Annotated in this window: 15 protein-coding genes; 5 read left to right on the forward strand and 10 right to left on the reverse strand. The window is 50.6% G+C overall.

What is annotated here, in order from left to right; translation table 11 throughout:
* Positions 1-28: 28 nt before the first annotated feature.
* The 7 genes from FN808_RS13705 to FN808_RS13735 all read right to left on the reverse strand — a co-directional run bounded on the left by FN808_RS13705 (position 29) and on the right by FN808_RS13735 (position 7,261).
* Positions 29-1,717 carry an NAD+ synthase gene (locus FN808_RS13705; protein WP_142715171.1) on the reverse strand — a complete coding sequence of 563 codons (1,689 nt, stop codon included), beginning with the start codon at positions 1,715-1,717 and terminating at the stop codon, positions 29-31.
* Between the two features lie 23 nt (positions 1,718-1,740).
* Positions 1,741-3,423, reverse strand: a complete 1,683-nt coding sequence (locus FN808_RS13710) for an amidohydrolase (protein WP_142715172.1) — start codon at positions 3,421-3,423, stop codon at positions 1,741-1,743.
* A 64-nt stretch (positions 3,424-3,487) separates the two neighbouring features.
* Entirely contained in the window at positions 3,488-3,949 is a 462-nt protein-coding gene (locus FN808_RS13715) for an NUDIX domain-containing protein (protein WP_142715173.1), read from the reverse strand.
* Entirely contained in the window at positions 3,949-5,607 is a 1,659-nt protein-coding gene (gene pyrG / locus FN808_RS13720) for a CTP synthase (RefSeq protein ID WP_142715174.1), read from the reverse strand. The genes FN808_RS13715 and pyrG overlap by 1 nt, the downstream gene beginning before the upstream one ends.
* Positions 5,608-5,720: 113 nt before the next feature.
* Positions 5,721-6,521: a glycerophosphodiester phosphodiesterase gene (locus FN808_RS13725; RefSeq protein ID WP_142715175.1), complete on the reverse strand. Its 801-nt coding sequence runs from the start codon at positions 6,519-6,521 to the stop codon at positions 5,721-5,723.
* 58 nt (positions 6,522-6,579) lie between these two features.
* Entirely contained in the window at positions 6,580-6,912 is a 333-nt protein-coding gene (locus FN808_RS13730) for a hypothetical protein (RefSeq protein ID WP_142715176.1), read from the reverse strand.
* A 1-nt stretch (position 6,913) separates the two neighbouring features.
* A complete protein-coding gene (locus tag FN808_RS13735; protein ID WP_142715177.1) occupies positions 6,914-7,261 on the reverse strand; it encodes a hypothetical protein in 348 nt (115 codons plus the stop codon).
* 79 nt (positions 7,262-7,340) lie between these two features.
* Here FN808_RS13735 and rlmB point away from each other — a divergent pair, with 79 nt between their 5' ends.
* Positions 7,341-8,084: a 23S rRNA (guanosine(2251)-2'-O)-methyltransferase RlmB gene (gene rlmB / locus FN808_RS13740; protein WP_142715178.1), complete on the forward strand. Its 744-nt coding sequence runs from the start codon at positions 7,341-7,343 to the stop codon at positions 8,082-8,084.
* Between the two features lie 3 nt (positions 8,085-8,087).
* Here rlmB and FN808_RS13745 read toward each other — a convergent pair whose 3' ends face one another.
* Together FN808_RS13745 and ndk are read right to left on the reverse strand one after the other, a co-directional pair.
* Positions 8,088-9,317 (reverse strand): exo-beta-N-acetylmuramidase NamZ family protein, encoded by a 1,230-nt coding sequence (locus FN808_RS13745; protein ID WP_142715179.1) that lies wholly within the window; start codon positions 9,315-9,317, stop codon positions 8,088-8,090.
* A 79-nt stretch (positions 9,318-9,396) separates the two neighbouring features.
* Positions 9,397-9,828, reverse strand: a complete 432-nt coding sequence (gene ndk / locus FN808_RS13750; protein WP_142715180.1) for a nucleoside-diphosphate kinase — start codon at positions 9,826-9,828, stop codon at positions 9,397-9,399.
* Between the two features lie 316 nt (positions 9,829-10,144).
* Between ndk and FN808_RS13755 the strand changes: the two genes are divergently transcribed.
* Both FN808_RS13755 and FN808_RS13760 read left to right on the forward strand, forming a co-directional pair.
* On the forward strand, positions 10,145-10,588 hold the full coding sequence (locus FN808_RS13755; protein ID WP_142715206.1) for a methylglyoxal synthase: 444 nt from the start codon (positions 10,145-10,147) through the stop codon (positions 10,586-10,588).
* 78 nt (positions 10,589-10,666) lie between these two features.
* Positions 10,667-12,751 (forward strand): thioredoxin domain-containing protein, encoded by a 2,085-nt coding sequence (locus FN808_RS13760; protein ID WP_142715181.1) that lies wholly within the window; start codon positions 10,667-10,669, stop codon positions 12,749-12,751.
* A gap of 30 nt (positions 12,752-12,781) precedes the next feature.
* Here FN808_RS13760 and FN808_RS13765 read toward each other — a convergent pair whose 3' ends face one another.
* Positions 12,782-13,969 (reverse strand): metallophosphoesterase, encoded by a 1,188-nt coding sequence (locus FN808_RS13765; protein WP_142715182.1) that lies wholly within the window; start codon positions 13,967-13,969, stop codon positions 12,782-12,784.
* 145 nt (positions 13,970-14,114) lie between these two features.
* Between FN808_RS13765 and FN808_RS13770 the strand changes: the two genes are divergently transcribed.
* Positions 14,115-14,726, forward strand: coding sequence for a sigma-70 family RNA polymerase sigma factor (locus FN808_RS13770; RefSeq protein ID WP_246068364.1), 612 nt, complete (start codon positions 14,115-14,117; stop codon positions 14,724-14,726).
* Positions 14,726-15,595, forward strand: a complete 870-nt coding sequence (locus FN808_RS13775; RefSeq protein ID WP_142715183.1) for an anti-sigma factor — start codon at positions 14,726-14,728, stop codon at positions 15,593-15,595. Before FN808_RS13770 ends, FN808_RS13775 begins: the two co-directional genes overlap by 1 nt.
* Positions 15,596-15,611 lie beyond the last annotated feature (16 nt).

The raw sequence follows: 15,611 nt of genomic DNA on the forward strand, positions 1-15,611 counted from the left end.
TGTATCAGGCAAACGGAATACATCCCGGTCATATTTTATTCGCGGATCTGTTTTGCGTCCAACGCTGCACCATGGGCCATCGCCTGCCCGATCCAAAGGCTTTCGAACTCACCTTTAACACCGGTGCTGCCTGGGCACGCTTATATTCCATCTGATCGACCAGATTTAAAATACGACTCACCGTTTGCTGATCATAACCGTATTCCACAATTTCTTTTACCGACGACTGCTCTTCGAGATACGCTTTCAAAATGGTATCCAGCACATCATATTCCGGCAAAGAATCTGAATCCTTCTGGTCCGGCCGAAGCTCCGCACTCGGGGGCTTCGACAAGATAGACTGCGGAATAATTTCATTCTTATAATAATCATTATTTAGCCAATGAGCCACCTCATAAACTTCTGTCTTATAGAGGTCCCCTATAACCGATAATCCGCCGGCCATATCTCCGTAAAGCGTACAGTATCCAGTGGCCAGTTCTGATTTATTGCCGGTGTTCAAGAGCATGTGACCAAATTTATTGGAATAGGCCATTAGAAGTGTTCCCCGGATGCGTGGCTGGAGGTTCTCTTCTGCCACCCCGAACGGTGTGCCTTCAAAAAAGGGAGCCAGTGCTTCATCAAAGACTTCATAGATCTTTCTGATGGGCAGTGCCTGGAATTCTATTCCCAAATTATGTGCCAATATCTCGGAGTCCCGGACACTCCCTTCGGAAGAAAATTCCGACGGCATGGTGATGCCCACAACCCGATCAGCTCCCAGGGCTTCTGCTGCAATACAGGCCACCAGAGCCGAATCGATGCCCCCGCTCAGGCCAAGCAGCACCTTGTCGGCGACGCCCGTTTTACGGAGATAGTCACGCAGTCCCAATACAAGACCACTGAACAACTGTTCCTCCAAAGAAGGAACGCCGGTAATCCCTTTCTTCTCATCCAGAGCAGCAAGCTCGCTCCCCTTCCAGCTGACAGCAACGGCGTCTTCCTTAAACATCCCGGCCCGGGCCACAACTTCTCCTTTTCGATTCATGGCGAGCGAGTCGCCGTCAGCGATTGTTTCCGTATTTCCACCAACCTGGTTGGCATATAACAGTGGTATCTCAAATTCTTCTGCATGTCTTCGAAGCATGCGCTCCCGGCCGGCTGGTTTATTTCTCGTATAGGGCGAAGCCGAGAGGTTTAAAATCATTTCTGCTCCCTGGCCCACCAATTCCTGTGCGGGATTGATATCGTAGGTCAGGTATTGGGGATCGCTGTAATTATACCAGATATCCTCACAAATGGTAATCCCCACTTTGCGCTTCCCCACCGCTACACATTCAAAGCTGCGGGCCGGTTCAAAATACCGTAGCTCATCAAACACATCATAGGTTGGCAGTAACGCCTTATGAATCTCAGCCTTTACCTCTCCGTGTTCAACTACCAGAGCACTGTTATAACATTTTCGGCCGGGCCCCGATTTATTGGGCGTGATGGTTCCCAGGACCACAACCATTTCACGCACCTCGGCAGCAAGCTGCTGGTTGATGCTGTATACCTCATTCAAAAAGGAATCGTACTCCAGCAGATCCATTGGCGGGTACCCGCAGGTGGCCAATTCAGGCAAAATAAGCATGTCCATACCGTCATCCCGGGCTGCGGTAATGGCCTCCAGTATACGTTTTTTATTGCCTTCAAGATCCCCAATTGTGGGGTTATGCTGTTCTATCCGGATATTCATAAATACGTAATCTATATTGTGGATTATTTATCCATTGCTGAATACACTTTCTCTCCCGCCACCCATGTCTCCAGTACCCTGGTCTGCCATATTTCCCGGGCCGGCACTTCAAAAATATCGCGGTCAACCAATATAAAATCAGCCCATTTTCCGGGCTCCAGACTCCCAAGTACCGTTTCTTGATGCGCTGCATAGGCTGCATCCACCGTAAACGATCGCAGAGCCTGGACCCGGCTAAGTCGCTCCCCGGGATACCATCCCTCTTCGGGATTCCCCTGGTGATCCCGGCGTGTGACAGCAGCATATAAACCATAGAAAGGATTTACATGCTCCACCGGAAAATCCGATCCGGAAGCCACGACAACACCATGCCTTAAGAAGGTTTGCCAGGCATAGGCGCCCTCCATCCGTTCCGCGCCAATCCGATCTTCAGCCATATTCATGTCGCTGGTAGCATGGGTGGGCTGCATAGAGGCGATGATCCCCAGCGACCGAAAACGTGATATATCCTCAGGAGCTACAATCTGTGCATGCTCAATGCGATGTCGCAGGTTTTGCCGGCCCAGGCTGTCCTGTACTTTTCGAAAAGCATTTAACACCGTACGGTTTGCCTGGTCCCCAATAGCATGCACATTGGTTTGAAAACCTGCCGATGCGGTTTTCAAAATGTGTTTTGTCATTTCCTCTTCCGAGAAAAAAAGCAATCCCCGGTTATCCGGGGCATCACTGTACGGTTCAATCAAGGCCGCACCGCGGCTTCCGAGAGCCCCATCAGCATACAGTTTCACACTCTGCAAAGCCAGCCGATCCTTGCTGTAAGATTCAATCGGTCCTTCACGGGCAAGGGTATCAAAGACTGCCCCGGCACCGGCAATCATGCCATAGATACGGGTTGTCAGGCTATCCTGGTCCGCTTTTTCCTTATAGAGCTGCCAATCCTTCACACTTACGCCGGCGTCATGCACACTGGTCAATCCATGGCTGCGCATCTGAAGGAGGGCAGCCTCCAGGGCCTTGCTGCGAGCGCGGGCGGAGGGCTCCGGTATATGGCTCTCTATCAGATGCATGGCGGCATCAACAAATACGCCGGTGGGGCGCCCGTTTTCATCCCTGATAATCTTACCTCCTTCGGGCTCACTGGTCTCGGTATTTATTCCAGCCCGCTTCATCGCCTCCGAATTGGCCCATCCCGCATGCCCATCGATCCTTCGCAGCCAAACCGGCCGTTTATTTTCAATATCATCCAGTTCTTCCGCTGTAGGGAAACGATTGATGTTCCATCGCGTCTGATTCCAGCCCCGTCCCTGTATCCATGACAGCTCGGGATATTGCCTGCTATAGGCTGCCACGCGCTGCAGGGTAGAATCCAAGGAAGTTGTCCCTGTCAAATCTACATTCATCTGCTGAAATCCAAGTCCCATGACATGCCCGTGGGCATCAATAAGTCCCGGCAGCATAACCTGTCCCCTTCCATCAATAATATCAGGACCGGCTCCCTGCTGAAAAGTGGTATCATTATAGATATCCACTACCTTACCGTCTTTAAACATCACGGCAGAAAAAGTCCTCAGGCTGTCGCCGTAAAATGTGTAGCCCCGTACATTCTGGATAACAGTGGAAGAGGAAGGTTCCTGCTGGCAGGAAAAAAGTAACAGCAGCAGACAATAAACCGCTGACAAACGCGACAAAACTTTAATTAATGACATCAATTATTTATTTAACCTTATTTAAATAACAAAAACAAATGTAAAGCTAAACAATTACACCTTATTAAAAAACAGTAAATGAGCTGCGGTTTTCCCAGTTTTTCAGTTTGGAAAGCAGAGGATCGGGTGAAAATGACCGGCTTTCCAATATCTCGATCTCCATCCAGCTCACCTCTTCAATGAGCTGCTCTTCGTTTCCAAGCTCGGGATCATGCCCCCGTGAGGCTTCTCCCCTCTTCCGGCTGACCTCAAAATAGCATTCTACGGCATGAAATGGCTCCTTGATAAATTCTTCGACATGCAGCAGCCCGTGAACCTCAATATCCACCTGGGTTTCTTCCCGAAATTCTCGCTGGAGGGCTTCCGCCATAGGCTCCCCGAACTGCACGCCTCCACCGGGAGGCATCCAGACTTTCTGGTCTGTAACGGGAGAGTGGATCCTGACTAACAGAATGGCATCATCTTCGACCAGCAGCCCGGAAACCCGGAGTCGCAGACGTTCGCCAAAAACGGATCGGGGGTCCATTACTGACCGCCGACTACTACTTTTTCGTGCGACACCGGAATATTGATATTATGCTCTTTGGCATACGTCAGGCTGGCTTTCACAAAATCGACAAAAAGCGGATGGGGATTATTGACCGTTGAGCACAGCTCCGGATGAAACTGAACCCCTATAAACCAGGGATGGTCTTCCAACTCCACAATTTCTACAAGGTCTCGCTCCGGGTTAAAACCTGACAGTTGCATTTTCTCTTCTACAAGTTTGTACCTCAGGTTGTTGTTGACTTCATAGCGGTGGCGATGGCGTTCCTGGACCAACTCTCTTCCATAGGCGGCATAGGCCTTTGTTCCTTCTTTGAGCTTGCAGTCATACAAACCCAAACGCATGGTCCCCCCCTTGTCTTCAATATTTTTCTGATCCGGCATCAGGTCGATGATGGGATGTTCGGTACCATCATCGAATTCCGTACTGTTGGCTCCCGGCCATCCACACACATTGCGCGCATATTCGATAACAGCACACTGCATCCCCAGGCAAATACCGAAAAAGGGAATCCCGTGAGTACGTGCATAGGTGATGGCAGACAACTTTCCATTGATGCCGCGTCCCCCGAAGCCAGGGGCCACCAGAATGCCCGAAATGCCGTCCAGCTTAGCCTTCACATTATCTTCGGTCAGATGATCGGACTGCACCCACCGGATATTAACCGTACAATCGTTGACAGCCCCCGCGTGAATAAAGGCCTCAACAATGGATTTATAGGCATCGTGATGCTCAACATATTTGCCCACCAGGGCAATATTAATTTCCGTCGAGGGGTTACGTACGGCTTCTACAAATCCTATCCAACGCTCCAGGTCCGGTTCGCCGCCATCCAGATTCAGCTTACTGATGACGCGCTCATCCAGCTGTTCCGCCTGCATGAGCAGCGGAACCTCATAGATACTTTCGGCATCCAGCGAAGCGATGACATCCTCCACTTCCACATTGCAGAACTGGGATATCTTCTTCCGGATGGTTTCATCCAGCTCGTGTTCGGACCGCGCCACAATGATATCCGGCTGCAGCCCGCTTTCGGATAGTGTCTTGACAGAGTGCTGGGTGGGTTTGGTTTTGAGCTCCCGGGCCGCCGAGAGATAAGGCACCAGCGTCAGATGAATGGACAAGGTATTCGCGCGTCCCACATCATACCGGAACTGACGGACCGCCTCGATGTAGGGCAGACTTTCAATATCCCCGACCGTACCGCCAATTTCAACGATAACCACATCGTAATCGTCGGATTCGCCAAGCGCCAGAATATGCGATTTAATCTCATCCGTTATATGGGGAATAACCTGCACGGTCTTTCCCAGGTAAGCTCCCTGTCGCTCTTTGGAAATCACATCATTGTATATGCGCCCGGTGGTCACGTTGTTTTCCTGGGACGTCTTGATATCCAGAAAGCGTTCATAATGCCCCAGGTCGAGATCGGTTTCCGCCCCGTCTTCTGTTACATAGACCTCCCCGTGTTCATAGGGATTCATGGTGCCGGGATCGACATTGATATAGGGATCCAGCTTCTGGACCGTCACGCGCAGTCCGCGGGCTACCAAAAGGCGTCCCAGGGACGCACAGATTATACCTTTTCCGAGTGAAGATGTAACCCCTCCGGTTACAAAGATGTATTTTGTGGACATGAAAACATTAATTAATTAGGGAAAGTCAAAAATAGAAGGTTTCCGCTCGTCATTCAAACCTTAAACCATTTTTTCCAAAAAAAATTATCTACCTGTGGCAAGATCCCTAATCATTATTTGCTCGCCCTCCACTGTGCCGCAACAGACTGCAGCAGATCCGGCTTATTTGTAAAGATGCCATCTACCCCCGCCGCCAGCAACTTGCGCATCTGCCGCGGCCGGTCTACGGTGTAGACAAAGTGCGGAATTTTATGTTCCCGGATATTCTTTCTCCATTTTTTGGTAAATTCCCGATAGCTGCAGTTAAACGCATCCGCCCGGTAGGTTGCCACAAGGTTGCTGGGCATTTTTCCATTCGATAACGACCGGTTGTACAGCAGGGCCACCGGTACAGCAGGATCCAGCGTCTTCAAATGAGTGACAGCGCGGTAATCAAAACTGGAAAACAAGACATGCTCCTTCATTCCATGCGCCTCAACCAGCTCCAGGCACTTTTCTTCCACCCCTCCCTGCTGTTTGGAAACCGCCTCTGTCTTGATCTCAATATTCAGGGCAATGGTATCCGAGGCGAACTCCAGTACCTCCTCCAGCGTGGGAATCCGGCTACCGGCAAACGGGGAGCCAAACCAGGAACCGGCGTCCAATGCGCGGAGGGCCGGGAGTGAATAATCCGTGAGCAGTCCTCTTCCGGTCGTATGCTCCTCCAGCCTGGCATCGTGGAACACCACGGGAACCCCATCACTGCTGAGCATCACATCCAGCTCGATCATATCAGAATTCATCGCAACAGCACCTCTGAATGCCGCCATTGTATTCTCCGGATAGTAGGCACTGGCCCCGCGATGGGCAATCACAATACAATCATCCTTTTTTTTCGGTTGAAAGAGTTTCGGAAACCGATAATGTTGAGACATAGTGATAATAGGGGCTGCCATTGACAACGGGACCATCAGGGCGTCGGAGCAGTACTGCCTATATCCCTCGCTGCTCTTTCCACCTCAGGTATTCGACAAGCTCTTTAAGCTGTTTTTTCTGATAGTAGATCAGTCCCACATTAATACCGAACACAGCCACAATAATCAGAAAAAAAGTCTGGCTCAGTTCGGTGATATCAAAATAAAAGGAATAGCCAAAGACCACCAGAGCTGCAATATTAACTGCCAGCATGATCCACTTATTTCGGTCCTTCTTTTGCAGCGCCTCAATCTGTCCCTTCAGCGGCAGCGTCTGTTTGTCATTTTTTAAATGAATGTTGAGATACGATTGCAGCCGCTGCTGCTCCTTTTCATCCGAAAAATCAGTCATATTAATTCTTTGATTCCATCACTCGTTTCATGGCGTTGCGCAGCAGCAGATTAGGGTCATGCATTTTTGAGACCGTATGATATACCAGAAAGAAACCAACCATAGCCGTCACACTTGCAACACCGGTCAGTACTGTTGACAGCCACAGCGGCTCCACATACCCCAGTATAACCACCGCTATGACCATTAAACTCAGGACCATCTGACAAACGCCCGCCATGATATAAATGGTGGACACCGAATGAATCCGGTTCATTAACTTCGAAATACCAATTCTGTATATAGAATCCTTTATATTCCGATTCTCAGATGGTGTTTTCCACTGGTTATTCTTGTTTGAAGTACTCATAGCTGATATCCATATCGTTAAGGAACCATCGTTTAGTTATAAATTAACCTAAATTGTTGATTTTTCAATCCCATTTTCCATGCCAGATACTGATTCCAATATTTACATTTATGGCCGCAACCCAATGCTGGAAGCTCTCACCAATGAAGCCGACCGCATCGAAAAGATCTTTGTGCGAGATTCGCTGCGTGATTCCGATCTCTCTGAAATCTTCCGTTTGGCCTCTCAGCATCGGATCCCCATCTCTCATGTCCCCGGTACCAAGCTGTATGACCTTGTGGGCAGTGTAAACGACCAGGGGGTGGTCGCATTGATGAGTGCGGTAAGGTACAGGAATTTCGGGGAATGGCTTGATTCTATTGACACTTCCACCTATCCGGCTATCCTGCTGCTTGATGAAATAGAGGATCCCGGTAATTTCGGGGCTATTCTGCGTACTGCTGCAGCCGCTGGCATGGCTGCTGTCCTTGTTCCCAAACACCGGCAGGCACCAGTCAATGCCACCGTATACAAGACGTCAGCTGGTACAGCCGGACGGATCCCCATCGTGCGGGCCGGCAACCTGAATCAGGCCATCCTCAAACTCAAAGAAGCCGGCTTCTGGATTGGCGGACTCGATACGGAGGGCACCCAGTCTCTCTGGGAGCTGGACGTTGATCGTCCCCTGGCCTTTGTGATCGGCAATGAAGGCAGCGGTATTCGCCAGAAGACCCTTGAGCACTGCGATTACCACTTTCGCATTCCCATGGAAAACAATGTTGAATCGCTTAACGCTTCTGTTAGCGCGGCCCTGCTTTGCTACGAATGGAAACGAAAGCGATAGTGGTCACTCATACAGCAGATAGGGCGCCCGCAGCCGGGAAAACTGCTGAGCTGTCTTCTCCCACTGTTCCGGGTATGTTTCTTCCTCCAGCTGACGAAGCAGCTCTGACTTATCAATACCGCTCAGTTTTTCGATAAAGTCGGAAAGCTCAGCGTTGGGCGTAGCGTCCAGCATTGCCGTGAGAAGGCGGGCCCCCAGGGCTATGGGATCCACCTTGCCGATATTGGTTATCTGCAGTTCAACACCATGACACTGCTCACCCTCAAACTTCGGATTCGGTGCCTTGCCCGGCATCGACTTCGGCCGGAAGGAAATACGTTCGATATTCACCCCCTCAAACGTACGGCGCAGCGGGGCAATATGGCTGGTCGTAAGCTCGGTTGAGGGGGACCCTATCATCATAAAGGGGTCGGGGGTGCCCCGGCCCTCTGAAATATTCATGCCCTCGAAAAGCACCGTTCCCAGGTAGACAAAAGCGTGCTTGAATGTCGGCAGGTTGGGCGAAGGCGGAATCCATTCCAGCCCGGTCTCCGGCCATTGCATCGAACGCTCCCACCCTTCCATGGGGATAACCCGCAAGGTGCTCTTGCCGGCATGCTCGATCCACTGCTCGCCCACCATCATCCGGGCCAGCTCGCCCAGCGTCATGCCGTGCGCCATGGGAACGGGATAAGCCCCAACAAACGACTGATGTTCCTCCTGAAGCATCCACCCGGAAATGTAGTCGCCCCCGGCCGGATTTGGACGGTCGAGCACCCATACCGGAACTCCCTGCTCGGATGCCGCTTCCATGACGTTACCCATGGTGACGTTGTAGGTATAAAACCGCGCGCCCACATCCTGCATATCAAAAAGCAGCACATCGACTTGCTCAAGCATTTCCGCCGTAGGCCTTTTTGTATCCCCGTAAAGCGAATATACCGGCAGGCCCGTTGCCTGGTCAACGCCGTCCTCTATTGTCTCACCGGCCCCGGCATCGCCCCGAAAGCCATGTTCTGCGGCAAACAGCGCCGTAACATTAACATCCCGTGCCAGCAGGGTATCCAGCATATGCTTGCCCTCTACACGAGCGGTTGGATTCATCACCAGTCCCACCCTTTTGCCTTCAAGCTCGTCAAGGTGCTGGTCAATCAATACCTGGGCACCCACTTTGACATCGGGACTCTTTGAGGGGAAGGACTGGCAGGCAAAAGAAAAAGTCAATAACAGGAGCAGCAGAAAGCGCATACGCATGATGAACACCTTTTTATATCATTAATAACCGTCCGGCTGTAGCTGTCAACCGGACGGTTCCAACTAACAAATTATCAGTCTATGCCTTATTGGCAACAACCTCAGCCTCAGAAAAAAAGTAGGCCGCCTCTTTCTTGCCGTTGGCTACAGAATCGGACCCGTGGATAATATTTTCACCCACGCTGTCAGCAAAATCAGCCCGAATGGTTCCTTCTTCAGCCTCATTTGGATCGGTCGCCCCGATGAAGGAACGGAAATCCTCAATGGCGTTCTCTTTTTCAAGGATCATGGGAACACACGGACCGCTGCTCATAAATTCACACAACTCATCATAAAAGGGGCGCTCCTTGTGGACCGCATAGAAGCCCCCGGCCGTATCTTTCGTCAGACGTGTCATTTTCATTGCCACAATCGTAAAGCCCGCTTCCTGGATGCGCCGGGTGACTTCGCCAATAAGCTCTTTCCGTACACAATCAGGTTTCAGAATTGTCAAAGTTCGTTCTACAGCCATGTTAATCTATAATCAATTTTTATTTGAATGTATTTCTGCAAAGGACCCAAATATAAGGCATTGATCACAAATTCACGAAGGGATTTCTCAAGCAGCCCGGGCATGCGGGCAGCCTGCCTGTTCTTTTTGCTGCCCAGAACCTCGCTGAAATAAAATGTTGAGAGCCACTGAAAGTTGCCTTAGCTTAGCTATCGTTACATGACTACATTTGCAACAACCATTATTCTGTCAATCTCTACCTAACCTAAAATACTTGATGAGTTACAAGAAAAGCTATAAGGATGCCGATCCTCCCATTGCCCACAGCTCCAGGAAAATGAAAAAAAATAAGAATATCGCCCTGATCGCCCATGACCACCGAAAAGAGGACCTCATCGATTGGTGTGAATTCAACCAGGGCTCTCTTTCCAAGCACAAACTCTTTGGAACCGGAACCACGGGCCAGCTCATTGCTGACAAGGTGGGGCTTGATGTCAATCGTTTCAGCAGCGGACCCCTGGGCGGAGATCTGCAGATAGGAGCCGCCATCTCAAAACACGACATCGACATGATGATCTTTTTCTGGGACCCGCTGCAGGCCCAGCCTCACGATGTCGATGTTAAGGCCCTGCTCCGCATTGGGGTGCTCTACAATATCCCGATGGCCTGCAACCGCTCATCGGCCGATTTTTTAATCTCTTCGGATCTCTTCGACGAGGAATACGACCGTTTCCTCGTAGACTACAGTCAGCGCTTCACCAAGGAAATTGAAGAAACGTAATCTGCCGCAATCTTCCGGGGATCACTGGTATTGACCGGGCAGACACCTGTCAACCTCAAATCATTCAGACATTCAGTTATGGATAATGAAAATCGATTGGCGCAGGAATCGAGCCCCTACCTCCTCCAGCATGCCCACAACCCGGTTAACTGGTATCCCTGGAGCGAAGAGGCATTTGACAAAGCCCGGCAGGAAGACAAGCCCGTTTTCTTGTCCATAGGCTACGCCACCTGCCACTGGTGCCATGTCATGGCCCATGAATCCTTTGAGGACCGGGAGATAGCTGCGCTGATGAACGACACCTTTATCAACATCAAGGTGGATCGCGAAGAGCGGCCCGATATCGACAATACCTACATGCTGGTCTGCCAAATGCTTTCAGGCAGCGGCGGCTGGCCACTGAATGTGGTACTGACACCCGACAAGAAACCGTTCTATGCGGCTACGTACATCCCCAAAACAGGCCGGCACGGCCGACCGGGTATGCGGGAGCTCATCCCCTGGATTTCACAACTTTGGCAAAATGAGCGTGAAAAGATTTCAACCTCAGCCGATAATATTATCCGGAGCTTTCAACAGTCCAGTCAGTTCGAAATCGGCAACCCGCTGGGAGTCTCAATCCTGGAAGAAGCCTGCAGCCAGTTTGAAGAAACGTTCGACGAACAATACGGGGGCTTCGGCACAGCACCCAAGTTTCCCAGCCCCCATAACCTGATGCTGCTACTCCGTCACAGTAAGCATTTTGACGATAGGCAAGCCCTCCACATGGCTGAACAGACCCTTTTACAGATGCGCAGGGGCGGTCTTTTTGATCATGTTGGACTGGGCTTTCACCGGTACTCTACCGACCGGGAGTGGCTGCTGCCCCATTTTGAAAAAATGCTCTACGACCAGGCCATGCTGCTCATGGCTTATACCGAGGGATGGCAGTGTACCGGCCGCCCTCTTTTTGAGCGTACAGCCAAAGAAATTATTTCCTATATAACACGCAAGATGCGTCATCCCGATGGCGGCTACTACTCGGCCGAAGATGCCGACAGCGAGGGGGAAGAGGGTAAATTTTATGTCTGGACGCCGGCCGAGATACGGGCCGCCCTCCCCGCCGCCGAGGCAGAGCTGGCTTTGGAAGTCTTCAATATTACACCTGAAGGAAACTACCGGGAGGAAGCCACCGGCAAAACCACCGGAAAATCCATTCCCCACCTGCGAAAATCATTTCAGGATCTTGCGACCGAACGCAATATGGAAGTAGATGAGCTGAACGAGCACCTCGATTCCATTCGAAAGCAGCTGCTGCAAGCCCGCCGGGAACGCGTTGCACCGCTATTGGATGACAAAATTCTTACCGACTGGAATGGATTGGCTATTGCAGCCCTGGCAAAGGCGGGACGCGCTTTTGAAGATGAGCAATATATTCGACAGGCGGAATCGTGCTATCAATTTCTGTCCGAGAAGTTGATCCCAGAAACGGGAGGGCTGTTGCACCGGTTTAGAAATGGAGAATCCGGTATTGAAGCCCATGCTGATGATTACGCCTTCCTGATCTGGGGACTTATTGAACTCCATCAGACTACCCTGGAGAGCTCTTACCTGGCACGGGCCGTGGAACTCAATGACAAATTTATTGATCTTTTCTGGGATCCGGATCAGGGTGGCTTTTTCTTTACGTCCCGATCGGCGGAAAAGCTTCTGGGCCGAAAGAAGGAGATTTACGACGGCGCCCTGCCATCCAGCAACTCGGTAGCAATGATAAATTTACTGCGGCTGGCACGGCTCACCGGGAATACCGAATACGAAGAGTTGGCAGATACCCTTAACAAACTTTTTGCCTCCGATATCGGGGAAGCACCCACAGGCTTCGGCTGTATGCTCCACGGCATTGATTTCATAACCGCCGGCTCCCGGGAAATCGTGATAGCCGGACACAGGGACAGGGACGATACCCGGGCGTTCTTACAAGCTCTGAACAGCCTTTTCCTACCCAACACCGTCATTTTATTGAATGATCCAGCAGACAAAGAAATCGGTAACGTTGTTCCTTTTCTCTCTGACTTCCCCATGCAGAAAGACTGCGCCACCGCCTATGTATGCCAGAACTATCACTGTGAACAACCCACGACGGATCCCGAAATCATGATGCAGTTACTGGAAAAGGGCTCTTAAATAAGAACAGCTGGACTTTGAGTATTAAAGCTATTTCTTCTGCAGCCGAACTAATGTGATGGTTGGCGGGGCATCGTAGCGAATAGGGCCAAGCGTAAAACCAAGGCCGTTATTTACGACGACAGGCAATGCATCCTCCCAGTACAGTCCGCTCACATACTTTGTTTCACGCTCGGAAGCAGAAAAATTCATCCCCAGAAAGGGCACCCGTATTTGTCCCCCGTGGGTGTGTCCGGCCAGCATAATATCATAATCATGACCTTTAGCGCCGGCAATAAGGTGATCGGCCACCTGGTGGGAGGCTGCTATTTTCAATGATGCCTTTTTGCCATCCTGAAAAAGCGAGTCAACAACGGCCGCAGATGAACGTTTGCTGTACACCTGGGTTATGCCGCTGATAACTGCAGAAGCCGTGCCTCCACCAATCGGGATCACCTTGTTTTCATCGCGAAGCAGCCTGATGCCGTTCTGATGCAAGGCTTTTTCCACTTCAGCAGTACCGGCCCAGTAATCGTGATCTCCCACCACGGCAAAAACGCCGTATCCTGCTTTCGCCTTGCCCAGCTCGCGGGCCGACATCTCAATGAAATCCGTTCCGTATGAAATAAGGTCGCCGGTGAAAATGATGAGATCGGGATGCTGCTGGTTCAACTGTTTGATATAGCTGGCAATATCCTGCTGGCCCGTGTACTCATCACCCTGGATATCCGATATGTGGGCGATGGTAAAGCCTTGCAGCGACACGGGCAGATCATCAACCGGAAGCGTTATCTCCTCGACCACGACATGTGTGGTATCCCGGTATGTCTTCCAGCCGGTATAGCAAAACACCAGAACAAACAGCAGCAGGAGAACACGCGAATGGATGTGCTCAACCTGCTTTTTACGGCCTGCAAACAAGCGGATCAGCGATTTTAGGCCATCGGAAACCAGCACCCAGGTTGCCAGCTGAAAAACAAAGACCAGACCGCCCCAAAACCAGTACGTCAATACCTTGGGATATTTAAGTACATCGATACCGCCCGAAATGTAAAAATCCATGCTGGCGATAAAGGGGAAAAGGTAGAAAGAACACAAGACGATCGGCAGAACAAACCGCCCGCCGCTGGTATCCCCAAAGAGCTTACGGCCTGAAACAAAAAAACGCCACAGCAGGTATAATACGGCTGGCATCATGAGCAGGGACACCCAGAGAGTCATTCGTAGAAGCCAGGGCACAATTCAAATAAGTTATAGGTTCTTCTTATATTTCAATTTATTTTAATGACGTTAGCCTAATGGAATTTTAGGATTTGACCAAATTTATTTTGTCAATACCAATCTATTGCGCCATTTATTGCGTAATAATCAATAGAATATCAACGTGATCATATTCAGCCTGCTTGCGACCATCGGAAAAGTAATGCACGGTGATTCCGATGATGAAATTGAATTGATGAAACGCATTCAGGCAGGCCATGAAGATGCACTAGAAGAGCTCTATGAGCTATACAAGCGCCTGCTGTTCGGAATGATCTTATCCATCGTCAAGAAAAAAGAGGTAGCCGAAGATGTACTCCAGGAAGTATTTATAACGGTCTGGGACAAAGCCGGCTCCTTTGATAAAGACCGGGGTAATGTATACAGCTGGATCCTCACCCTGGCGCGTAACAAGGCCATCGACCGCATCCGGTCCAAAAGCTATAAAAGCCAGGAAAAAGCGTCCGTAAGCATTCATGATCCTTTTTTCACATTGGAAGGCGACAAATTTGATCCCCTTGAGACGACGATCTTCTCAAACCGCGCCGAACTGGTCAAAAGGGCGCTGCAAGAAATTCCGGAAGCCCAGCGCCGGGTTATTCATATTGCCTATTACCGGGGACTGACCCAGTCGGAGATAGCAAATCACTTGGATATCCCACTTGGAACCGTCAAGACGCGTACCCGGCAGGGCATGATTAAACTACAACGTATTTTAGGAGATTACATCAACTGATGGCGAACGAAGAACCACATAACGAGAAGTTTGAAGAATTGTGTGCCGGATATGTGCTGAATGCGCTTGATGAAGATGAGCGCAAGGAGTTCGAGGAGATGCTGGCAGAGGCCACTGAAGAACAGCGGAAGCTGTACCGCGACCTATGGTCGACGGCCCATCAATTAGCTTTCACAGTCGAAGAGCACGAGCCCCCGGAATCGCTAAAAAAACGACTGATGGACCGGATACAGATGCGCGGCCAGGAAGACGAAGCGAAAGAAGCCTCATCTGTGGCCAGTGCTGTCGGTGAAACGGAAATAGAAGAGGACGAGCGCTCCTTCAGCTGGGCAAGTTTCTCTGCTGCGGCGGCCTTTGCCTTGCTCATCGTAAGCCTGAGCCTCCTCTTTTATTCTTTCAACCTGAGCTCACAAATTAATAACAAGGAATCAGTCATTGCCGATCAGGAGGTCAAAATCACTGAACTTGAAGATGAGCTTCAGCGCAAAGAAGAAATGCTGGCCATACTGGAATCCCGGGATGTAGACATGGTCCTGATGTCCGGGCTGGAAATAAACCCCAACGGTTTCGGGAAGGTCATATGGGATACGGAAAATCAGCAGGCACTGCTTCAGGTATCCAACCTGCCTCCCATACCCACAGATAAGGATTACCAGCTTTGGCTGATTCGTAATAATGAACCGGTGAGCGCCGGCGTATTTGCTGTCAACGACAGCAGCGACACCTTCTTTAAAATTGAAGAGATGGTCCAGGCCGACTCACAGTCAGCCAATGCCTTTGCCATCACCATGGAGCCCAAAGGCGGTATGCCACAGCCCACCGGCGACATGTACCTGCTCGGCAACATGGATACCAGCGAGGAAGAGTAGCTTCGGACCGAAGGTG

Source organism: Fodinibius sediminis (assembly GCF_900182555.1).
GTDB classification, from domain to species: domain Bacteria; phylum Bacteroidota; class Rhodothermia; order Balneolales; family Balneolaceae; genus Fodinibius; species Fodinibius sediminis.